The sequence below is a fragment of the Chryseotalea sp. genome, from assembly GCF_057350905.1.
This window is the reverse complement of record NZ_JBMRCF010000001.1, coordinates 205,898-230,451: the sequence shown is the minus strand read 5'-3', so window position 1 is coordinate 230,451 and position 24,554 is coordinate 205,898. Positions and strand designations below refer to the sequence as shown.

The window sequence follows — 24,554 nt, the reverse complement described above, 5'->3', positions numbered from 1 at the left end:
TCTTGCCATGCAGAATTTTGAATTGAATAAACTGGTTCGTAAAAATATCCTTGCTTTAAAACCATACTCTTCAGCCCGTGATGAGTTTAAGGGTGAAGCTGAAGTATACCTTGATGCGAATGAAAATCCATACCCCTCTGGTTATAACCGCTACCCTGATCCCTTACAATGGAAAGTAAAGAAACTGCTCGCCCAGCAAAAGGGTGTAAAAGCTGAACAAATTTTTTTAGGCAATGGCAGTGATGAAGCAATTGACCTATTGATTCGTGTATTTTGTGAACCGGATCATGATAGCGTGATGATTACTGAACCTACCTACGGCATGTACAGGGTTTGTGCTAACATCAATGCGGTAGCTATTAAAAATGTATTACTCACAAAGGATTATCAACTTGATACTGAAGGAATACTAAAAACAGCTACGCCAAATACTAAAATCATTTTTTTATGTTCACCTAATAATCCTACAGGTAACTTATTAAAGCTTGAAGATATATTTTCTGTTTTAAACAGATTCTCAGGCTTAGTTGTAGTAGATGAAGCTTACATCGATTTTGCAGGAGATATTAGCTTAATTAAGGAACTTAAAAACTATCCCAACCTTGTTATTTTACAAACCTTCTCTAAAGCATGGGGTTTGGCCGGGCTCCGTTTGGGAATGTGTTTTGCTTCGGAGGCTATTATTGCTTTACTCAATAAAGTGAAGTATCCTTACAATGTAAATATCAAAACACAGGAGTTAGCAATAGAGGCGCTAGTGCAGGTTGATAAAAAAAATAAAGCGGTTAATGAAATATTATCCGAACGAGCCCAATTGATTACCGCACTTCAGCAGGTTCCCTTTGTCAAAAAGGTATATCGTTCAGATGCAAACTTTGTATTAGTCGCCATGGATAACGCCCCGGCTATCTACCAAAAATTAATGCAACGAGGCATTATCGTAAGAGATAGGTCAACAGTGGTGCTATGCGAAAGTTCCTTGCGGATTACCATAGGTACACCAGCAGAAAATAAGAAATTGATACATACACTAACGCAGCTATGAAAAAGGTACTATTTATTGACAGAGACGGAACATTGATTATTGAACCACCTGATCAGCAAATTGACAGTCTGGAAAAACTGGAATTTTATCCAGGTGTTTTCGCTGGTTTGTCGCAAGTGGTGGTCGCTAATGCTTTTGAACTGGTGATGGTTACTAATCAGGATGGTTTAGGGACTAACAGTTTCCCGGAAAACACTTTCTGGCCTGCACAAAATAAAATGCTGAAAATACTGGCAAATGAGAATATCAACTTTTCAGCTATTCATGTTGATCGCAGTTTTTCTCACGAAAACAAAGCAACACGGAAGCCCGGTACGGCCATGTTAACTGAGTACTTTTCGAAAGAGTACGATCTTTCTTCATCATTTGTCATCGGTGATCGTATCACTGACATTGAACTGGCTAAAAATCTTGGTTGCAAGGGTATACTTATCAATGATGGTTCTTTACTTGAAAAAATTAAAGAAAAAGCCTTAGAAGAATATTGCGCGCTCGTCACCACCTCATGGTTAGAAATTGCCACCTTTCTGATTAAACCACAACGTAAAGCTGAACACATTCGCAAAACAAAAGAAACTGATATTAAAATTTCTTTGAATCTTGATGGCACTGGTGTAGCCAATAACAAAACAGGTTTGGGTTTTTTTGATCACATGCTAGATCAATTAGCCAAACATGGTAATATCGACTTAGCAGTCGATGTAAAAGGAGATTTGCATATCGATGAGCACCATACCATTGAAGATACAGCATTGGCTATCGGTGAAGCTTTTGGCAAGGCCCTGGGCGATAAGCGTGGCATAGAACGGTATGGCTATTGTTTACCCATGGATGATTGTCTGGCACAAGCAGCCATCGATTTTGGTGGCAGACCCTGGTTAGTATGGGAGGCAGAATTTAAACGCGAGAAAATAGGTGAGATGCCAACAGAAATGTTTTTTCACTTTTTTAAATCCTTTTCTGATGCATCTAAATGCAATTTGAATATTAAAGCAGAGGGTACAAATGAACACCATAAGATAGAAGCCATCTTTAAAGCTTTTGCTAAGTCAATTAAAATGGCCTTGAAAAGAGAAGGAAATGAGCTACCGACTACGAAGGGAATTATTTAAATGACGAATGGAGAAGTCAATTTGAAATTTGAAATTTGAAATTTGAAATTTGAAATTTGAAATTTGAAATTTCGTAAATCGTAATTCGTAATTATGAAAGTAGTTATAATCAAATACAACGCAGGCAATATACGCTCTATGGCTTTTGCTATGGAAAGACTCGGTATTGACTATAGCATTACCGACAATCAGGAGGAAATTAAAAAAGCTGATAAAGTAATTTTTCCTGGGGTTGGTGAAGCGCGGTCTACCATGGACTACCTGCAAACACATAAGCTGGATTTATTGATTAAAGATTTAAAGCAACCTGTATTAGGTGTTTGCTTAGGTATGCAATTGATGTGTGCTTATTCGGAAGAGAATGACACAAGATGTTTGAATATATTCGATGAAAAAGTGAAGCAATTTATTCCTAAGAATGCAGAGAAGGTTCCACACATGGGCTGGAATTCAATAGCCCTCAGCAATTCCTGGATTGATGCTTCACTGGATGAAGCTTATATGTACTTCGTTCACAGCTACTATGTTCCCGTAAACCAACATACTGCAGCTATCACCGATTATATTCAACCTTTTAGCGCTGCATTACAAAAAGATAATTTTTATGCAGTTCAATTTCATCCTGAAAAATCAGCAAGTGCTGGAGAAAACGTTCTGCGCTCTTTCTTAAATATACAATCATGAAAATTATTCCAGCGATCGATATCATTAACGGACAATGTGTAAGATTAACACAGGGCGATTACGATCTAAAAAAAGTGTACAATAATAACCCCCTGCAAGTGGCGCAGGCATTTGAAGCAGCAGGCATAAAATACCTGCATGTAGTGGACCTGGATGGTGCCAAGGCGGGTAGCATTCAGAATTTTTCAACCATCGAAAAGTTGGTAAAGGAAACTAAGTTACAAATTGATGTAGGTGGCGGTATAAAAACACAGGAAGATATCCAACGACTTTTAGATATTGGTGTTACCCAAGTTAACCTGGGTAGCATTGCTGCAAAAAATCCAGAGCTGGTAAATGAATGGCTGGATTTATTCGGGCCTGAGAAGATAATCATCAGTGCCGATGTACGCGATGAGAAAATTGCCCTGCATGGTTGGCAGGAACAGTCCACATTGTCCATCTATGATTTTTTACAACTCTTCCCCTCCAAGCGTTTGTATGTAACCTGTACAGACATTGCTACGGATGGGATGTTGTCAGGACCTAATTTGTCCTTGTATCAAAAGATACAAGAAAGATTTCCTGATGCCAGTATTACCGCCAGTGGGGGTGTTAGTGCTACACAGGATCTCGATGCCTTATCAAAACTACAAGTTGATGGTGTCATTATTGGCAAGGCCATCTATGAAAATAAAATATCACTCACTGAACTGAGTAAGTATGTTAACTAAGCGCATTATCCCTTGTCTGGATATTAAAGAAGGCCGTACAGTGAAGGGAATTAATTTTGAAAGCATCAGGGATGCCGGTGATCCGGTGGCACTCGCTTCGCTTTATGCACAACAAGGGGCAGATGAATTAGTCTTCCTGGACATTGCTGCCACCAACGAAAACAGAAAGACTTTTTCAAGTTTAGTGCGCGAAATAGCCAGACATATTAACATACCTTTTACCGTAGGTGGTGGCATCAGCTCTGTTGAAGATGCCAGCGTGTTGCTGGAAGCAGGAGCAGATAAAGTCAGTATTAATTCATCCGCAGTTCGCAATCCACAACTCATCGATGAAATGGCTAAGGCTTTCGGATCGCAGTTTGTGGTAGTGGCTATTGATGCCAAAAAAGTAGGCAACCCCTGGATAGTGCATACGCATGGTGGTAAAAAACCAACTGAAAAAAAACTATTTTCCTGGGCAGAAGAAGCTCAACAACGCGGTGCTGGTGAAATTTTGTTCACAAGTATGGATCATGATGGTACTAAAAATGGATTTGCCATTGATGCCTTAAGTAAATTCAATCAATTATTGAGCATACCCGTTATTGCTTCTGGTGGAGCAGGTAACATGGGGCACTTCATGGATGTATTCCAGTTGGGTAAAGCAGATGCCGCTTTGGCAGCCAGCATTTTTCATTTTGGTGAAGTACCTCTGCCCGATTTAAAAAAATATTTAAAAGACAGACACATCAGCATTCGTTAACCATGGAGACACTTACAATCGACTTTGCAAAAAATGAAGGACTTGTACCCTGTATTGTTCAGGATGCCCAAACACAAGTAGTGTTAATGCTTGGTTACATGAATGAGGCAGCGTACACAAAAACTTTAGAAGAGAAAAGAGTTACTTTTTACAGCAGAAGCAAAAAGAGATTATGGACAAAAGGGGAAACCTCTCAACATTATCTGAATGTAGTTTCTGTAACTATTGATTGTGATCAGGATACCATACTCATCAAGGCAATTCCACAAGGACCTACATGCCATACAGGTGCTGATACTTGCTTTAATGAAGTCAATCGCAAAAACTGGTCTCTGCACATGTTAGAAGAAATTATTCAGGAAAGAAAATCAAATCCGAGCGAAAATTCTTACACCAATAAACTTTTAGCTTCCGGCATAAATAAGGTTGCACAAAAGGTAGGTGAAGAAGCAGTTGAATTAGTTATTGAAAGTAAGGACGATAACAAGGAACTCTTCTTAGGCGAGGCTGCAGATTTAATGTATCACTATCTCGTGTTGCTGGCAGCCAAAGATTTTACATTAAGTGATGTAGAGAAGGTGTTAGAAAAAAGACATGTGAAGGCTTCGTAGCCTTCACATTATTTCTTCGTTTCAGCCAGCTTCACCAAATCTTCATGCTTGATAATGGCTGTCCAAACACTGGTCTTCCCTTCGTCCATTCTTGTCCACACCGGGGCAATAATACCATCGTGTGCAGCAATGTTAGTATAGTCGCCAAAGAAAACTTTTTCATCAGGAACAAAAGAGGTTTCACTGATTTTTACATTAGTGAACGAAATACCTGAATTGGTGGAATAAGCCAGGTAAACATCCGTAGCATTTCCCTCCTGGTCACGTCTGTCATAAAAAATAGTATAAATGTAGCCGGTTTTATGATCGACTGTTACCCAAGGGAAAAACTGGTGCTTACTGGCATTATCATTATTAATTAAAGAAGGTTGTGTCCAGTTATCTCCAAAATTATTAGAACGTGAAAAGAAAATATCTGTATTGTCTTTTCCATTGCGTTGATCAGCCCATACCAGATACAACATACCATTGGCACTGCTCTTCGCGTTATTGTCACAAACAAGCACAGGCATACCGTTGCTTCGCATAATGCCTGGTATGTCCATAGCCCAACCACCCACATGTTCAAAAATAGCCAGGTCATTACGCAACCATGTATCTCCACCATCAAATGAGCGGTCTAGAAAAATTTTACTCTGGTTTGACCAGGCTACAAATAATTTACCATCATGACTCACAGCAGGCACAGCGCCTTCCGCAGTATTGTCATCATCAATGCAATCACCAGGTGTTTGAGAAAGTATGATCGGTTCAGACCATTTTTCTCCTTTATTGGTTGATTTGCTAAACATAATGTTCGACTGACAAGCTGGATCCTTAGAACCGTATTGATCAAACTGAGTCCAGGTAACATAAATATTACCTGTCTTCGGACTAATCACCGGCCACTGTTTGTCCTGATCTTTTGGTGGGTTATGCCCGATAGAGAAACCATCTCCCCAGCTAACTCCCCTATCTTTAGATTTATTGACTACGATCCTGTCCAGCCATGCCTCATTGCTGCGTCCTTCACCAGAAGGATCTGCTAAATGAAAAAAGTAAAAGTCGCCTTTACTATCTGATACCAGGGCAGGATCACCATACACGCCATAAGGTGATGTAACGGTGGTTTCTTTCCAGGTAGTACCTCCATCCTCTGTATAAATAATTCTATCCAGAATTACCCCCACCACAATGTTGTTTTTATCTTTCAGGTTGATGGCTACACTTGGCTCGCAAGGCTGAAATTTATCACCGGCTTTTGCCTCAGCCAACTTGATATTTTTAAACTGCGCATTGGCTGTTATTGATGTAATACTAACTAACAGCGTAAAAAGTAAAAACCTCATATACCAAACATTAAAACGATAAAAAAATCGTAATCATTAAAAAACAAAAGTAGCGCTTGCAAAGCAAACGCTACTATATTATGATAGCAAAATTTTACTTTTTAACGTCAATTCTGGCTTTCATCTTTTGCTCGCCACCCACCTCAACTACAGAATTACCGTAAACCTTAATCACGGCCTTTACAAAGTCTTCTTCATTAGCCTTGTAGATGTTATCCACATACTTCTGTGGATTGCGGTCTATATAAGGAAACCAGGTACTGTGAATCTGAATCATCATCTTGTGTCCTTTCTTGAAAGTGTGCAGCACATCCTGCAAAGCAAAATTCACATCAGTAATTTCGCCTGGCTTGAACGGCTCGGGTTTTTCAAAACTGTTTCTGAATCGCCCTCTTAAAACCTCACTACGCACCAACTGCTGATACCCTCCCATTTTTATATTTTTAGGATTTTTAGAATAGCTGGGGTGATTAGCCGGATAAACATCAATCAGCTTTACAAAGAAGTCAGCATCTGTAGTACTCAGTGCCACTTTTAACTTGGCCATGATTTCACCAGCTACTGTTACATCATCCGTCAATATTTCTGTCTCAAAGGTTAGCACATCAGGTCTTCTGGAAGCCTCGCGCTGATCATCACTCATAAAAGAACGTGGCGTAAAAGTTAAGCCTTCCGTTTGGGAGGTATAAGGTACCGGCTTTGCTGGATCACTGATATATTCAAAGCTTGCTTTTTCATCGATAGGTTTGTTAATCGATAACTGCCCCTTCTCTCCAAAATACAAGCGCAGCGGTGCGACATCTTTCGGGGGCCACACGTCAAATTTCTTCCATTCTTTTTTTCCTGTATCAAACATGTAGGCTTCTGGCAGGTTGGAAGCACCCTCTCCTTTCAAATGAAATGCAAAAAACTTGCGCTCAATTTCCCTTTGATAAAATGTGGAAATACTATCACCAAAATAAATATGGTTATGGTAATGCTGCCCTTGCTCACGCGCCCAGTCACCATGGCCCCAGGGTCCCATTACAATTGTGTTATAGGCACCTGGACTTGTGTTCTCAATGGTTTTATAGATATTCAAAGGGCCATATAAATCTTCTGCATCAAACCAGCCACCAACAGTCATTACCGCATGCTTTACATTTTTCAGGTGTGGTAATAAATTTCGTTTCTGCCAGAATTCATCATAGTTAGGATGCTCAACAATTTGTTGCCAGAAGAAATTGTCGTTGTGGTAATCTTTGGTAATATTTTTAAGAGGGCCTTGCGCTAAATGGAAATCATAACCATCCGCAATAGTTTGTCCATAGAAACGCATCAGCTTATCCATGTACCAGTCTTCTTTTGTCTGCTTATCTTTTTGATAACCGAATACTGCAAAAGCAGCCGTATAACTCTGCAGGTAAGCACCATTGTGATGGAAATCATCGAAGAAAAAATCGGAGATGGGAGCCTGCGGTGACGATGCCTTTAATGCTGGGTGTGCATCAGGTATGGCAGCTGCTGTATAGAAACCGGGATATGAAATACCGAACATTCCGACTTTTCCATTATTGCCTTTTATATTTTTAATCATCCAGTCAATTGCATCGTAAGTGTCGGAACTTTCGTCAATAGCTTTTTTATCTTTTACATTATTACCGGGAATGTTGGGGGTCATATTGTCAAACTGCCCTTCACTCATATAACGACCACGTACATCCTGAAAAGCTAAAATGTACTTATCACGTACCAGATAAGGGGAAGGATGCGAGTAGGTTTTCCAATCGCCATAGGTTGATGCGTTGTAACATGTTCGGTTTAACAAAATAGGATAGGTTTTAGTCTTATCTTTTGGAACGTACGCTATTGTGTAAAGTCTTACGCCATCCCGCATCGGAATCATGTGTTCCACCTTGTCATAATGCTGACGCATATAAATCGAATCTTGTTTTATATCTTGCGCGCCTGCGAAATGAAAAGTGCACAACATGAACAGGGTAACTAATTGTTTCATAAATAAATTTTGATGGAATTTAACAATAAGATAACCAGTAATGCAATTGCAAAACGATAAGCGGTTCTATTTTAATGCCATGAAAAACATCCTTGTACTTATTTTAAGCATTGTTTCGATTCAAACCACAGCTCAGGAGCATGTTAAGATAGCCTTTGGCTCTTGTTCACGACAATACCTGCCTGAACAGCTATGGGAAGAAATCGTATCAGAAAAACCAGAAATCTGGATCTGGGGTGGTGATAATATTTATGGTGATGCGCATGATATGCAATTCATTGCTGCGGAGTATAAAAAGCAAAAGGAAGGTGCTGGGTACCAAAGCCTGCTGGCCACCTGCCCTATTACCGGCACCTGGGACGACCATGATTACGGTATTAACGATGGTGGGAAATATTTTTCCAAGAAAAAAGAAAGCAAAGTATTGGCTGCTAATTTTCTCGGTTTTGATCAGAATAATGGTGTTTGGCAACATGAAGGCCTCTACAATAGTATCAGCCTGAAAAAAGGTGATAAAAGCATACACATCATCAACCTTGACACGCGTTATTTCAGAGACACCATTCAAAAAGTATACTACATCGACTCGCTTACTAAGAAAAGAACTTACCGATATCCTGCCAACCCTGAGGGTGATATGCTGGGAGAAGCGCAGTGGCAATGGTTTGAAAATGAATTAAAGAACACGCATGCATCGCTTTATATTATCAACTCCAGTGTACAATTACTGGCTGAGGAACACCGTTTTGAGCGCTGGGCTACCTTACCAAAAGCACGGCAGCGTTTTTTTGATTTATTGAAACGCTATCCCGATAAAAGAGTTATTGTTATCAGTGGCGACCGTCATATCGCAGAGTTATCAAAAAAAGATATTGAAGGCTTGTCTTATTCGCTGTATGATTTTACCGCCAGCGGACTAAGTCATACCTGGAGTGATCATTGGGAGGAGAAAAATAAGTACAGAGTCGGTGAACTGATTATTAACCGAAATTTTGGAATCCTTGATATTCACTTCTCCACCACTGGAATTCAGGTTACATTTAAAGTAATTGGAAAAAATAACCAGGTTTTGGCTGAACATCAGGCTAAATTTTAATACATCCAAACGATATTCGCGTCTGATTTGTTACTTTGAGTAATTTACAGACTGTGAGAAAATTGATCCTGGCAGGTGCCACCCTTAACCAGACGCCATTCGACTGGAACCATAACATAGCCAACATCAGGCATGCCATTGAAAAGGCTAAAAAAAGCAAGGTAAATGTGCTGTGTTTTGCAGAGCTTACCCTCACTGGCTATGGTTGCGAAGATGTATTCTTAAGTGATTGGCTGGCCGAAACGGCATGGCTCAAACTGGTAGAGATCACTGAGTATTGCGATAATATTACAGTGGCTATAGGTTTACCCATTCGCATAGATGGGAAAACCTATAACGGTGCTTGTTTGATCCACAATAAAAAAATACTGGGTGTTACCCTGAAACAAAACCTGCCCAAGGATGGTGTACACTACGAACCTCGATGGTTTGAACCCTGGAAACCAGGAGAAGTAACAAGTATAGAAAGGGCTGGAGAAAAGGTGCAGGTAGGCGACCTTGTGTACAATGTAAACGGGGTACGCATTGCTTTCGAAATTTGTGAAGATGCCTGGGTGCTTTCTAACCGTCCTGGGGAACGTTTATGTAAACAGGGGGTTGACCTCATGCTCAATCCGAGTGCGAGCCATTTCGCCATGAGCAAAAGCAACATTCGCGAAGAATTGATCAGAAGCAGTTCGGAGAAATTTAACTGCACATATCTATACGTAAATCAATTAGGCAATGAAGCCGGTAAAATTATTTATGATGGCGATGTTATTCTGGCGCAACGTGGCGAAATAAAGGCACTTAACAGGCGACTTACCTTTCAGCCCAATGACGTGTTGTGCTGCGAAGTAGATGTAGATAATCCTAAGGCCACGATACCTGCCATTGAAATTGATAACAAAGAAAAAAATGAAGAATTAGCACAAGCAGTGTCTCTGGCACTTTACGACTATCTTCGTAAAAGTCGAGCCAAAGGATTTGTTCTATCCCTTAGCGGTGGTGCCGACTCTTCTATCATTGCTACCTTTGTTGCCGAAATGGTACGAAGAGGCCTGACCGAATTAGGCGCTGAAAACTTTTGTAAAAGTCTGGGCCTCACGCACGAAAACGATGCTAAAAAAATAGTATCACAAATACTTACCTGTGTTTATCAGGGTACAAAAAATTCGTCAACCCATACCCTGCAGGCAGCTGAAGAATTGGCGAAGTCTATTGGCGCAACTTTTCACCATTGGGAAATAGAAGAAGAGGTTAACTCCTATTCCAAAAAAATTGAAAAGGCACTTGGCAGAACTTTAAGCTGGGAAAAAGATGATATCGCTTTGCAGAATATCCAGGCACGGTCACGCTCACCCATTATCTGGATGCTCGCCAATATCAAGCAGGCCCTTCTGCTAACTACCTCCAACAGAAGCGAAGGCGATGTTGGTTATGCCACCATGGATGGCGACACCTCTGGAAGCCTGGCGCCCATCGCAGGACTGAGTAAACCCTTTGTAATACAATGGCTGCAATGGGCTGAGCGGGAACTTGGTTACACGGGACTTCGCTATGTGAATGACCTAAAACCGACCGCAGAATTAAGGCCACTGGAAAGACAGCAAACAGATGAGGCCGATCTCATGCCCTATACAATCCTCGAGCAAATTGAATTACTGGCTATCAAACAGCGTAAATCACCAAAAGAAGTGTACACTGCGCTTAATCAGGGAGCTGAGGACGAGGTATTGAAAAGCTACATCAAAAAATTCTTCCGCTTATGGTCTATCAATCAATGGAAAAGAGAGCGTCTGGCCCCCTCCTTTCATTTAGACGACCTCAATGTGGATCCGCGATCCTGGTGCCGTTTCCCGATTCTGTCTGGCGGCTTTAATGAAGAGCTAAATACCCTATAATTAAGGCCTTAAAAAGCCGTTAACATGTAGTTAAAGCCATTTGCGCTTTCCCATTTGTAATTATATTTGCTGCTATGACTTATCTGACTTACATCATTTGGAATGGTTCTCCCGAAATTATAAACCTGGGTGGTATCTCCCTTCGTTGGTATGGCTTGCTTTTCGCCCTGGGCTTCTTAATCAGCCAACAGATTTTATACTATATCTATAAAAAAGAAGGCAAGCCTGAAAGTGATGTTGATACGCTCACCATTTACATGATACTGGCCACCATTTTGGGGGCGCGTTTAGGTCATGTTATCTTTTACCAGCCAGAGTTATTCCTGGAAAATCCTTTAAGCATCATTCTTCCAGTTGAATTTTCGCCCAAGTTCAGGTTTACAGGCTTTACCGGCCTGGCCAGCCATGGTGGTGCCTTTGGTATTCTATTCGCCCTATGGTTATATGCACGCAAGAAAAGACCCGGGCAAAGCTACTTACAGGTAGTTGACAGAATTGTAATTGTTACTGCCATCACGGGAGCGCTTATTCGTTTTGGAAATTATTTCAACTCTGAAATTATAGGCAAACCAACTGAATCAAATTATGGTGTTGTCTTTGCCAGTAATGTAACTGAGCTTATTAAGTTTGATGGCTATGTGGAAGATGTAGATTATATCGCCATTGATACTGTTGCCAATGTTGGCCCGGCAAAACCTGTAAAAGTGCTGCTGACATTTAAGAAGGATGAAAGTTATACCGAAGAGCAACTGAACAGTTACATTAGTGGACGCTTGCAATCTATGCTTTCTTACAATACAGGGGTTGCTGAACATGTATATCAAACCGGACCACTTCGCTATCGACTTGGCAAAGAAGGCGACCAGTATCATGCAGTCTTATATACAAATATGATACCGCGTCATCCTGCACAATTGTATGAATCTATCTCATGCGTGTTGCTCTTCGCCCTGCTGTTCTGGCTATGGAGTAGAAAGAAAAATGATCTGGCTCCTGGTAGCTTATTAGGCATATTTTTAATTGTATGCTTTGGTTTGCGCTTCTTATATGAATTCCTGAAAGAAAATCAGGTTGCCTTTGAGGATGATCTTACCCTTAACATGGGACAGATTTTGAGTATACCTTTAGTCATTGCCGGAGTAGCGCTCTTAATATATTCATTGAAAAATAAGAAAAGTCAGAACGCTTAGTCGTTCTCTGAACATAATCGATTTGTAGAAGTTGAAAGCATGTGGGTACTGAGAATCAGTTTTATTGTTTGCCTCTGGATGCAATGCATCACTGATTCTCAGGCTACCGCAGATTCAACAAGACAAAAAAATAAGAATAAATTAGTTGTCGACACATCTAGCGTATTGACCATCAATCGCATTCTAATTGTCGGTAACAAAATCACCCGCGACTTCATTATTCAACGAGAGCTTACTTTAAAAAGTGGAGATACCGTAAGTACGCAGGCACTCACACTTATTATAGAAAAAGACAAGAGTAAGCTCCTCAATACCAGACTATTCAACACAGTAAGCATGCGTCCATTAGATTATGGCAATGGTTACGCAGATCTGTTTATAGAGGTGAGCGAGCGATGGTACACTTTTCCGGTACCCATTGTTGAACTGGCTGACAGAAACTTTAATGAATGGTGGCAGAACTATAACCATGATTTCAGAAGATTAAACTATGGGCTTAAACTCTATCAATACAATTTCAGAGGAAGAAATGAAACACTTTTACTAACAGCCAAGTTGGGATTTACCAATGTATTCAAGCTTAGTTACAGAATGCCCTACCTCGATAAAAAACGTAAGCAAGGTTTATTGCTGGATCTTAATTACGATGAAAGAAAAAATCTTGCCTATCAAACGATTGGCAATATACTAGACTTTGCAAGGGCCGACAGAAATTTAAGAACCACCAGAAGTGCCTCACTCACCTACACGTATCGAAACTCTTTTTACCATTTTCATGGATTTAATATTGAGTATACTAAAAACACAGTGAGTGATTCCTTAATAACACTCAACCCCGAATATCTGGGTAATGCCACCTTGCGCGAACAACAGTTTACTGCATTAGGTTACCAGTATGTTTATGAAAATCGTGATTTTGTAAGTTACCCGCTAAAGGGAAGCTATTTATCCGCGGCACTTCGTTATCAGGGCATATTTGATAAAGATGACATCAAACGCTCCGACATGAGTGTTACCTATGCGCGTTATCTCCCGCTTGGTAAAAATTATTACCTGTCAAATTACTCAAGTGTATACGTAAGTATGCAAGATGCATTGCCCTATATAAACTATAGCGCTCTTGGTTATAATAGACAGTTTGTGCGCGGCTACGAAGTCTACTTAATTGAAGGGCCTCAGTTTGCATTTAATAAAACCACTTTCAAAAAACAGATTTTCTCCCGTGTTTTTGATCTTGGAGGACGACTCGAACAATTTCAGGAGTTACCCATAACCATTTATGCTAAGACCTATGCTGACTTTGGTTATGTGTGGAACTACCCTGGTTATACCAATGGAAAACTCCTCACCGACAAGCTAATCAATGGCGTGGGCTTTGGACTAGATTTTGTGAGCTCCCACGATGCTACCATGCGTTTGGAATACTCCTTTAACGGAGAAGGCGAGCAAGGATTTTTCTTTCACTTGAAAAAAGAATTTTAAAATCAATTGTATCATTCAACAATTATTTAACTTCGGTTAATAATAATTGACTGTGCAGCACTTAGTATTCACTACACTATTTGTTCTGATTATTCAACTTGCTTGTGGGCAAAGTACTTCCATATCTATTGGCGGGCGTACAGCAGGTATGGCCTATACATCTGCTTGTTTGCAGGATGAGTGGAGTCTGTTTAATAATGTTGCAGGTCAAGCATCACTTAAGCAGATAATAGCAGCTTCAACTTATGATGCTAAACCAAAACTAGAGGGTGCTAATCGCAGTGCTCTTGCAATCGCTATTCCCACAAACATTGGTGTAGTGGGAGCAGGCGTATTACGCTTTGGTGATGCATTGTACAATGAGCACTTACTCGTTGCCAGTTTTAGCAATCAACTAGGCCTTGCTTCCATGGGTGTGAGTTTAAATTATTTACAGTACACAGCACAAGGTTTTGGTACGAAGTCGGTAATCACAGTAAGCACTGGTGGTATTGCTTCCTTAAGTAAAACTGTATCCATAGGTGCCTATATTCTTAACATTAATCAACCTTTACTTTCAGAAATAGAGGGTGAAAAAGTTCCAACAAGATTAAGCCTTGGACTGGGCATTACGCCTAGTGATAAAGTGCAGTTTAACAGTGAACTGTCGAAAGAAATGGATCATGCAGCCACATTCAAAACAGGCATGGAATATAAAGCCACCAAAAAATTCCATACCCGTACAGGTTTCTCACTTTACCCAAATAACATCTTTTTTGGAATTGGCTTCATTCAAAGCAAGCTAAGCATTGATTATGCCTATCAATATGCCTTTACAGGATTGGGAGATAGCCATCAGGCATCATTGGCCTATAAGTGGAAGAAAAAATGAAAAAGTTACTCTTCATTATTTCCTTGCTGCCATGCCTAAATCTACAGGCACAATCTGTTGAGTCAAAAGAGATTGACATACAGCGCATATTAGATGAACTAATCAGCTATCAGGACGAGGATGTTAATTACGAAGAACTCTATGAGACCTATCTCGACTTGCTCAACCATCCACTTGATCTCAATAATGCAACCGCAGAGCAATTAAGAAATTTATACATTTTGAATGAACTGCAAATCAGTAATCTGATACAATACAGAATAGAAAATGGAGCGCTATTGTCTGAGTATGAACTACAGTCAATTCCTCATTTTGACTTACAAAGTATTCAAAAGATTCTACCCTTTATTATTGTGCGAAACCCTGAAGAACAAATAAACAGCAAACTACTCAGGCGCATTCGTTACAATCCTAACAACTACCTGGTATTACGATCTGAAATGGGGCTTGAATCCAAACAAGGCTTTTCTGAAGATGATAGTCTTCGTAAATTTTTAGGTAACGCTCAAAAATACTATCTGCGGTACCGTAACAGTATTGCCAACGATTTTAGTTTTGGCATTACTGCCGAGCAAGATGCAGGCGAGGCTTTTGAGTGGATACCGCAAAACAAACAGCTTGGTTTCGACTACCTATCTTTTCATGCCCAGTTGCAGCATAAAGGCAAAGTAAAAAATCTCATCATTGGTGATTATCAAATACAATCAGGACAGGGCCTTGTATTAGGTGGTGGATTTGGCACCGGCAAGGGTGGTGAAACAATTAATACCATCAGAAGAACTAATATTCTTGCCATCCCATTTACATCAGCCTCAGAAAATTTTTACCTGAGGGGATTAACAATCACCTATCAAATAGCTCCAACGGTTCAACTCACGCCATTTTTTTCTAACACCCATCGCGATGCCAACATTGCCAACGACAGCCTTGATAACAACTATATCACTTCCTTGCAAAACTCCGGTTTTCACAGAAACCTTAACGAGCTTATTGACAGAAAAACTTTAAATGAACAACGTATCGGCTTTACATCACAATACATAAAGGGTGCCTTACAAACCGGAATCATCTACCAGTATGTACATTTCAATAAACAGATACTACCCGAAGAAAATTTATATAACCAATTTGCTTTCCACGGAAAGTACAATCAAACAGCTTCAGCTTTTATTAACTATTCACTTTACAATTTTGCCTTCTTTGGCGAACTGGCATATCAGCATCCTGCTACGTTGGCTTTTGTTGTGGGCACACTTGGTAGCCTTTCTCCTTATTTTGATATAGCGATACTTGTACGGAACTACCCGCGCAACTTCCATACATTTTCTGCCAATGCATTTAGTGAAGCCAGTCAACCAAAAAATGAACGCGGACTGTATTGGGGACTGAAGTATAAAATACATAAACACTGGCTTGCCACAGCCTATATTGATATATTCGAATTCCCCTGGCTTCAATTCAGGAACTACAGCCCATCGCATGGCTATGAATGGCTCTTTAGATTGCAATACCAGCCTGCTAAAACCATTGGTTACTCCTTACAGATACGTGAGGAATCTAAACAGCGAAATATTTCGATCGAAAGTCCGTTTTACCAGACTGCTCAAGGCATAAAAAGAAACCTGTTTTTAAATGCTGACTATAGTGTTGCTCCAAGATTAACCATGAGGAGTCGTTTTCAATTCAGCCAGTATGTATTTAATCAGCGTATCACTCATGGCATGGCCATGATTCAGGACTTTACCTATGATTTTGGTAAGCTTAAAATAAGCGCACGTTATGCTTTGTTTGATACTGATGACTACGATAACAGGCAATATGCAGCAGAAAAAGATATGTGGTTGGCTTACTCCTTTCAACCCTATGATGGCGAAGGGTTAAGACGCTATGCCCTATTACAATACGATGTCAATAAAAAATTAAGCCTTTGGCTTCGCTATGCTTATGCTCGCATGAATAATGTTGAAAGTCTGGGATCAGGGCTAGATGAAATTGGAGGCAACGAACGCAACGATCTTAAATTTCAGGTGAGGGTAAAATTTTGATCTGAGCAAAAAAAATAAGCCGCTAAAATTTTAAAAATCTCCTACTTTGGAGTTCTCCAAGATTAATGTGTCAATCCATCAGATCATTTGTCGAAAATATATGCTAATATGATTAAGCAGATATGAAAAGCTATTGCTATATAAAACCCCTTGAACGAAGGTTTTGACATGGTTGACATATACTGATCCATCTTAGTAAAAATGATGTCAGAAAACCTGAGATTATCCTGATTGAAATTAACATCATCCAGTTTAATCATTTTTAATCCAAATCTTAGTATTCGCTTTTGAATAACATTGGCTTCCTGGTCATTTTTGATTTGATCCATCAACTTAAGTTTTACTTTCACGGGTGATCCTATTTCCTTCAACCAATTGGGGCCCGCCTCTGAAAGTTTCTTACCGTATACCTCGATTTTTTGCTTTATAAAATCATTGCCTTTTAATTGCCACACCTTGTAAACCGTAAGGCTTAACGTATACTTGTTAGCAATTGAAAAGTACAGAGTAGTAAAAAGCAGAGATGCCACTAAAAGCAAGGCTGACCAAAATTCGGTTACAAATAAATAGAGAAATGTAAGAACAATGCCAATAACGCCCCCCGAACGTGCTCCTGCATAACCACTATCGCCATTGTTACTAATTAAAAAAACCGAAATTATTATACCCAACAAACATATAAAACAACCGAGTCCCATCATCAATATCCATCGTATGAACATCGAACCTGCAATCCCTGAAAACATTTTAATTGAGTCTTTCATTTTTCAAAAAAGATAAAATCTAAAAACCAGAAATAGAAATCTAAAAATCATCTATTAATCTGATGCAATTTAACAGTAGTGGAATAGGGTTCACTTTTTTGAGCGTCATGCTACATAAAAAAGACGTTTAGCCATTAGCACTATACTTCATTCTGTACTGCCCCACCCTGGCACAAGCGCTTAGAGGCAAATAGCCAGAAACTATTAAATTAATTTCTCATTATTTATTAATAAACGAGATGAGCTTACCAATACTTAATCCTTGCACAACAATGGAAAAAACAACTACATAATAGGTGGCGGATAAGAACAGATTCTGATTAAGATGAGGATCAATGGTTAAGGCTAAAGCAATAGACACTCCTCCCCGCAAGCCTCCCCAAACCAGTACTGCCATTGTCTTGGCATCAAAACGACCAATATTCGGAATCACCCACATTGGTAACCAAATGGATAAATAACGACTCAGCAATACAATCAGAATGCTTACCAAACCAATGATCCAGTCTTCTTGAATATTTGGTATGAGCAGTAACTCAAGGCCTATGATAAGAAATAACATGGCGTTGAGAATTTCATCGATCATCTCCCAAAATTTATCGAGATAATCTTTGTCGGTAGCAGACATAGCTGTCTTCTTGCCATAATTGCCAATAACAAGACCTGCGGCAGCCATGGTTAGCGGTCCGGAAATATGTAAGAAACGTGTAACCATGTATCCACCCATCACTATAGCCACTGTAATCAATACGGTTACCTGATAATCATTGATTCTCTTAATGCCTTGCGAACCTATATAGCCCAGCAACAAACCAATTACTAATCCACCGATCATTTCCTGCACAAATAAGCCAGCCACATTCCTGAATGTAATATCAACCTCACTCCCTTGCGCCAGTTGTAATAAAATGGCAAACAGTAGAACTGACACCCCATCATTGAAAAGTGACTCACCTGCTATTTTAACTTCGAGATGCTTACGGATTTTAGCCTTCTTTAAAATGGCAATTACTGCTAGCGGATCCGTTGGCGATATCAATGCCCCGAATACCAGACATTGAATGTACGGAACATCTAGTCCCAGCTGTACCAACAAAGTATACATGAGTGAACCCACTAAAAGAGTTGACACGATAACACCCAGCGTTGACAAGATGAGGATAGGCAGTCTTTGTTTTGCCAAATCCTGCATGCTAATATGGATGGCTCCGGCAAACAATAAAAAGTTAAGCATGGCCCCCATCAGCACCGATGGAAAATCGACACTGCTTACAAGACCAGAGAAATAAGTTGAAAAATCAGGATAAGTCTTACCTATCGCAATAAGTGCGATAGAAGTAACAATAGCCAATAGCATAATGCCAATGGCCGGGGGAAGTTTTAAGTAACGACTATTAAGGTAAGAGAATAAAGCAGAAAGAACAATGAGTATCGAAAACGTAAAATATAAGTCCATGGCTATACAAACGAATGCTCAAGATAGCAAAATAGTTGTTAGTCCAGAGTCTCGAAAGCTACCAATGCGCAATTGATAATATGAATAGCGCTTAACCAGCCGTTGTAAACCAATCACTGGCAGAATTACTGGGTCAACCTTTGTTTACCGTACCGTTTAATCACCAATAAAACCAAACCTATTACACCGATCAATTTGATTGCGTGCCCAAAAATAGTACCCACAGCAAAGCCCTTATCATATGAGGTGGCATTGGCCGGAAAGTCGATTGACAATGTGCACACTATCGATAAAAAGAAAATTATGATAATGAGTACAATAGCTTGATTTTTCATTTTGATCATTTTTTCAATATAAATTTATTTCAATATTTCTACCTCCATCCCTACATAAGTGACACCGTAGATTTCATTAACATCTTTGTTCTTCAATGAAACACACCCTAAAGTCCAATTTTGCTTTTGATCAATCGCATAGTCTGAACCTGAGGGTACTCCGTGAATGCCTAGCTCACCACCAATGCGAGAGTCCATTGGTATTAGTCCTTGCTTTTTTGCCTCATTATGTTTTTTCCATGACGATTCATTCGGGTAATCAAACCAGATAAATTTAGACCACGATTTGTGTGGATACAGGGCTCTTACTTTAAAAGTTCCTTCCGGTGTTGCTCCATCACCTTCTCTCCGTTTATCGTCAATGGCATTAAAACCAAATACAACAGGATAACTTTTAATAATCAAAGTGCCCTTTACAATGGATAATAAGTAGTTTGATTTAGAGACAACAATTCTTATCTCGGATTTTTTTAAATCTAAAGAATCCAGCAGATGACTTAATGGGAAACCATAGTTAACCAGTTTAATATCAGATTTTATATCCGCAGAGAAATCTACGTTAGCATCCTGTCCACTACTTAAAAGTGTAATAAACATCAACAATATAAAGCAATACCTCATCAGCATTAAGTAATCAAATCAGTATCTGGTTTCTTTCAAAATCCATCACAGGATTTAAAAGCGTGCTGCCACCAGCAACTCAATATTTTTATACTTTATACCAAACTTTCTTGCCAGCGATTCATTTGTCAGGCCACCTGAATAAGTATACACACCCTTCATAAAACCTTTGTGCGAGAAGATCATTTTATCAAGACCACCTTCTTCTGCAGCCCGCAAAATGGTAGGTGTGAAAATATTACTTAAAGCTGTTGCTGCAGTATGTGCCACACGTGAGGCAATGTTGGGTACACAATAATGAATAACAGCGTGTTTCTTGTAGATGGGTTTGCCTAAAGTGGTGATTTCAGAAGTTGCTATACAGCCACCCTGATCAATACTGACATCTATAATGATAGAGTCAGGTTTCATGCTGCTCACCATTTCTTCGCTTACAACATGCCTGGCTCTTCCCTTCTCTGCGCGCAAGGCACCTATCACTACATCTGCACTCCTCAATGTATCACTCAAGGTTAGGGTGTCAATTGTTGAAGTATATATTTGTTGACTCAGCAATTGCTTGATCCTTCTCAGTTTGTATAGATGATTATCAAAAATCTGCACATCTGCACCCAAGCCTAAAGCGGCTCTTGCTGCATACTCACCCACAGTGCCCGCACCAATAATTACAACCTTGGTTGGTGGCACGCCCGTAATGCCTCCTAAAATAATGCCTCTTCCATTATTGGCTGTACTTAAATATTCCGAAGCAATCAACATCACTGAGCTGCCTGCTATCTCGCTCATAGCACGGATGATAGGCATCCCCCCCACCTTGTCTTCTATAAACTCATAGGCCAAAGCGGTAACGCGTTTTTTCAAGAGTGCCTGAATGGTGTCCGACTTTAAATGGCCTAGTTGTATGGCTGATATCAGCGCTTGCCCGGGGCGCATCATTTCTATTTCCTCCAGGGTGGGTGGTTCGATTTTTAAAATTACTTCTGCCTTATATACCTCCTGTGCTGAGTAAACAATCTTGGCACCGGCATCACTGTATTGCTTATCAGTAAACTTAGAGCCCAAACCAGCTTTTGTTTCTATCCAAACATCGTGACCATTGTTTACCAACAAGGCCACTGCATCGGGTGTAAGACTTATTCTGTTTTCCTGTAGTGAAACTTCTTTAGGCAATCCAATAAAAAATGAATGGTTACCTGTCTTCACAGGCATTAATTGCTCTTGCGTAGAGATGGCTGATTTTGCCAGTGCTTCAAATCCGCTTTTCTTCTCGGCCATGGATGGTTAAGGATAAGGTTCTGGTGGTTTCGGTTATCGGTTGGATGTTGACGACTGCATAGTCATCGGGTATTAGGTTTATGATTTTTTCACTCCATTCTATAAAACAATAGGCGCCTGAATAAAAATAATCATCAATGCCTATATCGATTGCCTCTCTTTCATTTTTTAAACGGTAAAAATCAAAATGAAAAACGACTTGCTTATTTGCGGCCTCATATTCATTCACAATAGCAAAGGTCGGGCTGCTCATGTTATCTTTTACACCTAACAAGGTACATATCGTCTTGATAAATGTTGTCTTTCCAGCACCCATTTCTCCCTCCACAAGCCATATCTTTTGGTCAACCGCTTTTTGCAAAAAAAGGCTGGCAACTTCTTCAAGTTGATGTATGCCTACATCATGCAAAACTATCGTCTCTTCACTAATCTGCATTCTTCGAACTTAAAGATATTAAGGGAATGATCATCTCCTCTAAACTAACCCCTCCATGCTGAAATGTATCTTTATAGAAATTGACATAGTAGTTGTAGTTATTGGGATAAGCAAAAAACTGATCTTCAATAGCAAAAACGTACGAAGTGGATACGTTTAGCTTAGGCAAAAAAAGTTTCTCTGGTTTTGCAGCTACCATTACTTTGGCGCCTTCATAACCTAAATTTTTTCCTTGCTTATATCGCAGGTTGCTGTTCACTGCACGATCACCTACAATTTTAAAGGGGCGTTTTACGCGAATAGTGCCATGATCGGTTGTAATGATCACCTTGACTTTTTTCTCTGCCACTTTTTTAAGTATGTCCAGTAAAGGTGAATGCAAAAACCATGACTTCGTAATAGAGCGATACGCAGATTCATCAGGTGCGAGTTCACGGATCATGGCCATGTCTGTTCTGGCATGCGAGAGCATATCTACAAAATTATAAACGATCACATTTAAATCGTTTTGAAAAAGATTATTAACCGAATCTGCCAGTTCACGACCTTCCTCCAGGTTTTTTATTTTATGATAGGAATGCTTAATGCTTAGGTTATTTCTTCTTAATAATTTTTCAAGAAAATCATGCTCATGGTTGTTCTTGCCTTCCTCATCATCCTCGCCTACCCAAATATCCGGCTGCGACTTTGCCATATCGGATGGCAGCATGCCTGAGAAAATGGCATTTCGCGCATAGGCGGTTGTTGTTGGAAGTATCGAGTAGTAAGTTTCTTCCTCATCAATAGCAAAATATTCATTGATGATGGGCTCCAGTACTTTCCATTGATCGTATCTTAAATTATCAATCAAAAACAGAAATACCGGTTCTTTACCCAGCATGGGGAAAACCTTGCGCTTTAATACCTGGTGCGATAAAAGGGGTTTGGGCGCATTGGCATCGTTCAGCCATTTTTCATAATTACGCATTACGTATTTACAAAAACTGGCATTGGCTTCTGTCTTTTGCATGGTCAGCACTTCCGACATATCCTGGTTGTCGTTTTGGTCCATTTCCAATTCCCAAAACACAAGTTTTTTGTATACATCGGCCCATTCATCGTGGTTTAGCTCGCCCTGAAATGACATGCTGATACGCTGAAAATCCTGTTGGTAATTCAGGTTTGTTTTCTCAATTACCAAGCGCTTATTATCAAGTATCTTTTTTACGGAGAGCAATATCTGACTTGGATTCAATGGCTTGATCAGATAATCCGCGATTTTGGAACCAATCGCCTCCTCCATAATCTGCTCCTCCTCATTCTTGGTGATCATCACCACGGGCAGGTTTGGTTTCAGGTTTTTAATCTGACTCAGCGCCTCCAATCCCGACATGCCGGGCATATTCTCATCCAAAAAAACAATGTCAAAGTGCTTATCTTCGCAAAGTTCTACCGCATCTGTACCATTATTAATGGGCGTAATATCGTAGCCTCGCTGCTCTAAAAAGAGGATGTGCGGCTTCAGTAAATCAATCTCATCATCTGCCCACAGTATCGTGTATCTTTGCATGAAAACGTTTTTCACCAAGTTACAAATTCCAGCGCGAAGTGAATAAGAAAAAGATAATAAACGATCCTGTATATGGTTTTATTCATATACAGAGTGAGCTGATCTACGACATCATCCAGCATCCGTATTTTCAGCGACTGCGTCACATCAAACAATTGGCCCTTGCAAACCTCGTCTATCCGGGTGCTATGCATACACGCTTTCAGCATGCCCTGGGGGCCATGCACCTGATGGGCAGAGCGCTTGAGAATCTCCGCAACAAAAAAATTGATATCAGTACTGAAGAAATGGAAGCTGTTCAACTGGCAGTTTTGCTTCATGATATCGGTCATGGTCCCTTCTCACACGCACTCGAAGAGTCATTATTGCCCTCCATCGAACATGAGAGCCTCTCCTATCTTTTTATGAATGAACTCAACAAAGAGTTTAAAGGAGCGCTCGACCTGACCTTAAAAATTTTCAGAAACTCCTACAAGCGAAAATTCTTTCATCAATTGGTGTCCAGTCAGCTGGATATGGATCGCCTTGACTACCTGAAACGCGATTGCTTTTTTACCGGTGTAGAAGAAGGCACTATTGGCGTGGACCGGATCATAGCCATGCTAACCGTACACAACAATGAGCTGGTGGTGGAAGAAAAGGGAATCTACAGCATCGAGAACTTTATTACCGCCAGACGACTTATGTATTGGCAGGTTTACCTGCATAAAACTTCGGTAGCTGCCGAGCGTATGCTGGTTAATTTGATTACGCGGGCTAAATACCTGGCGCATTCTGGTCAGTCCATTGCCGCTAGCGAATCCCTTAAGATATTTTTAGAAAAATCTGTTTCATTCGAAGAATTCAAAAATAAGCCTAAGCTGCTCAGCCATTTCGGCAATCTTGATGATAACGACATCTGGGGGTCAATAAAATTCTGGCAAAATGATCCCGACAAGATTCTGTCCACTTTGTCAAAAATGCTAATTGAGCGAAAACTTTTTAAGATAAAATTCAGTACCGCTGCCATTCGCAAAGAAGATGTAAACAATGTAAAAGAGGCTGTGTCTATTCATTATAAGTTGCTCAGGGCTGAGGCACCATTTCTTTTTTCTTATGGATCGGTCAGCAACGAAGCTTATACCGAAGGCCAGAAAATCAATATTTTAATGAAGAGTGGTGAGGTAGTGGATATTGCCCAGGCTTCGGACTTGCCCAGCATCCAGGCCTTATCCAAAACCGTGAAAAAAAACTATTTGTGCTGGCCTAAAAATGTATCTTTGTAAGATAAAGGTTAGTTATTTACCTGTTATACCGAGCCGGTTGCTTACGCATCCATAA

The 24,554-nt window shown here is 40.0% G+C and carries 22 protein-coding genes; 13 read left to right on the top strand and 9 right to left on the bottom strand.

The window, feature by feature from the left end; translation table 11 throughout:
• Positions 1-7: 7 nt before the first annotated feature.
• The 6 genes from hisC to hisIE all read left to right on the top strand — a co-directional run bounded on the left by hisC (position 8) and on the right by hisIE (position 4,907).
• A complete protein-coding gene (hisC, locus tag ACO1XM_RS01020) occupies positions 8-1,045 on the top strand; it encodes a histidinol-phosphate transaminase (protein WP_486225221.1) in 1,038 nt (345 codons plus the stop codon).
• A complete protein-coding gene (gene hisB / locus ACO1XM_RS01015; RefSeq protein WP_486225219.1) occupies positions 1,042-2,157 on the top strand; it encodes a bifunctional histidinol-phosphatase/imidazoleglycerol-phosphate dehydratase HisB in 1,116 nt (371 codons plus the stop codon). The genes hisC and hisB overlap by 4 nt, the downstream gene beginning before the upstream one ends.
• 93 nt (positions 2,158-2,250) lie before the next feature.
• Positions 2,251-2,841 carry an imidazole glycerol phosphate synthase subunit HisH gene (gene hisH / locus ACO1XM_RS01010; RefSeq protein WP_486225217.1) on the top strand — a complete coding sequence of 197 codons (591 nt, stop codon included), beginning with the start codon at positions 2,251-2,253 and terminating at the stop codon, positions 2,839-2,841.
• The gene (gene hisA, locus ACO1XM_RS01005) at positions 2,838-3,554 is read left to right on the top strand and encodes a 1-(5-phosphoribosyl)-5-[(5-phosphoribosylamino)methylideneamino]imidazole-4-carboxamide isomerase (RefSeq protein ID WP_486225215.1); all 717 of its coding nucleotides are present in this window, start codon (positions 2,838-2,840) and stop codon (positions 3,552-3,554) included. The genes hisH and hisA overlap by 4 nt, the downstream gene beginning before the upstream one ends.
• The gene (gene hisF, locus ACO1XM_RS01000; RefSeq protein ID WP_486225213.1) at positions 3,544-4,296 is read left to right on the top strand and encodes an imidazole glycerol phosphate synthase subunit HisF; all 753 of its coding nucleotides are present in this window, start codon (positions 3,544-3,546) and stop codon (positions 4,294-4,296) included. Before hisA ends, hisF begins: the two co-directional genes overlap by 11 nt.
• Positions 4,297-4,298: 2 nt before the next feature.
• Positions 4,299-4,907 (top strand): bifunctional phosphoribosyl-AMP cyclohydrolase/phosphoribosyl-ATP diphosphatase HisIE, encoded by a 609-nt coding sequence (gene hisIE, locus ACO1XM_RS00995; RefSeq protein WP_486225211.1) that lies wholly within the window; start codon positions 4,299-4,301, stop codon positions 4,905-4,907.
• An 8-nt stretch (positions 4,908-4,915) separates the two neighbouring features.
• Here hisIE and ACO1XM_RS00990 read toward each other — a convergent pair whose 3' ends face one another.
• Both ACO1XM_RS00990 and ACO1XM_RS00985 read right to left on the bottom strand, forming a co-directional pair.
• Positions 4,916-6,235 (bottom strand): sialidase family protein, encoded by a 1,320-nt coding sequence (locus ACO1XM_RS00990; RefSeq protein ID WP_486225209.1) that lies wholly within the window; start codon positions 6,233-6,235, stop codon positions 4,916-4,918.
• A gap of 94 nt (positions 6,236-6,329) precedes the next feature.
• A complete protein-coding gene (locus ACO1XM_RS00985) occupies positions 6,330-8,231 on the bottom strand; it encodes a CocE/NonD family hydrolase (RefSeq protein ID WP_486225207.1) in 1,902 nt (633 codons plus the stop codon).
• Between the two features lie 79 nt (positions 8,232-8,310).
• Here ACO1XM_RS00985 and ACO1XM_RS00980 point away from each other — a divergent pair, with 79 nt between their 5' ends.
• From ACO1XM_RS00980 to ACO1XM_RS00955, 6 genes are all read left to right on the top strand, one after another.
• On the top strand, positions 8,311-9,327 hold the full coding sequence (locus ACO1XM_RS00980) for an alkaline phosphatase D family protein (protein WP_486225205.1): 1,017 nt from the start codon (positions 8,311-8,313) through the stop codon (positions 9,325-9,327).
• Between the two features lie 53 nt (positions 9,328-9,380).
• The gene (nadE, locus tag ACO1XM_RS00975) at positions 9,381-11,210 is read left to right on the top strand and encodes an NAD(+) synthase (RefSeq protein ID WP_486225203.1); all 1,830 of its coding nucleotides are present in this window, start codon (positions 9,381-9,383) and stop codon (positions 11,208-11,210) included.
• A gap of 74 nt (positions 11,211-11,284) precedes the next feature.
• Positions 11,285-12,400 carry a prolipoprotein diacylglyceryl transferase gene (locus ACO1XM_RS00970; protein WP_486225201.1) on the top strand — a complete coding sequence of 372 codons (1,116 nt, stop codon included), beginning with the start codon at positions 11,285-11,287 and terminating at the stop codon, positions 12,398-12,400.
• Between the two features lie 39 nt (positions 12,401-12,439).
• Positions 12,440-13,882 carry a BamA/TamA family outer membrane protein gene (locus ACO1XM_RS00965; RefSeq protein WP_486225199.1) on the top strand — a complete coding sequence of 481 codons (1,443 nt, stop codon included), beginning with the start codon at positions 12,440-12,442 and terminating at the stop codon, positions 13,880-13,882.
• Positions 13,883-13,934: 52 nt separating this feature from the next.
• Positions 13,935-14,753, top strand: a complete 819-nt coding sequence (locus ACO1XM_RS00960; protein ID WP_486225197.1) for a PorV/PorQ family protein — start codon at positions 13,935-13,937, stop codon at positions 14,751-14,753.
• On the top strand, positions 14,750-16,798 hold the full coding sequence (locus tag ACO1XM_RS00955; protein WP_486225195.1) for a helix-hairpin-helix domain-containing protein: 2,049 nt from the start codon (positions 14,750-14,752) through the stop codon (positions 16,796-16,798). Before ACO1XM_RS00960 ends, ACO1XM_RS00955 begins: the two co-directional genes overlap by 4 nt.
• 83 nt (positions 16,799-16,881) lie before the next feature.
• On the opposite strand, the gene ACO1XM_RS00950 is transcribed toward ACO1XM_RS00955, so the two are convergent.
• The 7 genes from ACO1XM_RS00950 to porX form a co-directional block, all read right to left on the bottom strand.
• A complete protein-coding gene (locus ACO1XM_RS00950) occupies positions 16,882-17,562 on the bottom strand; it encodes a hypothetical protein (RefSeq protein ID WP_486225193.1) in 681 nt (226 codons plus the stop codon).
• Between the two features lie 220 nt (positions 17,563-17,782).
• Positions 17,783-19,018 (bottom strand): cation:proton antiporter, encoded by a 1,236-nt coding sequence (locus tag ACO1XM_RS00945; RefSeq protein WP_486225191.1) that lies wholly within the window; start codon positions 19,016-19,018, stop codon positions 17,783-17,785.
• Positions 19,019-19,143: 125 nt separating this feature from the next.
• The gene (locus ACO1XM_RS00940) at positions 19,144-19,353 is read right to left on the bottom strand and encodes a hypothetical protein (RefSeq protein ID WP_486225189.1); all 210 of its coding nucleotides are present in this window, start codon (positions 19,351-19,353) and stop codon (positions 19,144-19,146) included.
• 24 nt (positions 19,354-19,377) lie between these two features.
• Complete coding sequence (locus ACO1XM_RS00935) at positions 19,378-19,974, bottom strand: L,D-transpeptidase family protein (protein WP_486225187.1); 597 nt, start codon at positions 19,972-19,974, stop codon at positions 19,378-19,380.
• A gap of 54 nt (positions 19,975-20,028) precedes the next feature.
• Entirely contained in the window at positions 20,029-21,249 is a 1,221-nt protein-coding gene (locus ACO1XM_RS00930; protein ID WP_486225185.1) for an alanine dehydrogenase, read from the bottom strand.
• On the bottom strand, positions 21,224-21,685 hold the full coding sequence (tsaE, locus tag ACO1XM_RS00925; protein WP_486225183.1) for a tRNA (adenosine(37)-N6)-threonylcarbamoyltransferase complex ATPase subunit type 1 TsaE: 462 nt from the start codon (positions 21,683-21,685) through the stop codon (positions 21,224-21,226). Before tsaE ends, ACO1XM_RS00930 begins: the two co-directional genes overlap by 26 nt.
• Positions 21,675-23,234, bottom strand: a complete 1,560-nt coding sequence (gene porX / locus ACO1XM_RS00920; RefSeq protein ID WP_486225181.1) for a T9SS response regulator signal transducer PorX — start codon at positions 23,232-23,234, stop codon at positions 21,675-21,677. Before porX ends, tsaE begins: the two co-directional genes overlap by 11 nt.
• Before the next feature lie 38 nt (positions 23,235-23,272).
• On the opposite strand from porX, the gene ACO1XM_RS00915 reads away from it, so the two are divergent.
• Entirely contained in the window at positions 23,273-24,499 is a 1,227-nt protein-coding gene (locus tag ACO1XM_RS00915; RefSeq protein ID WP_486225179.1) for an HD domain-containing protein, read from the top strand.
• Positions 24,500-24,554: the final 55 nt, after the last annotated feature.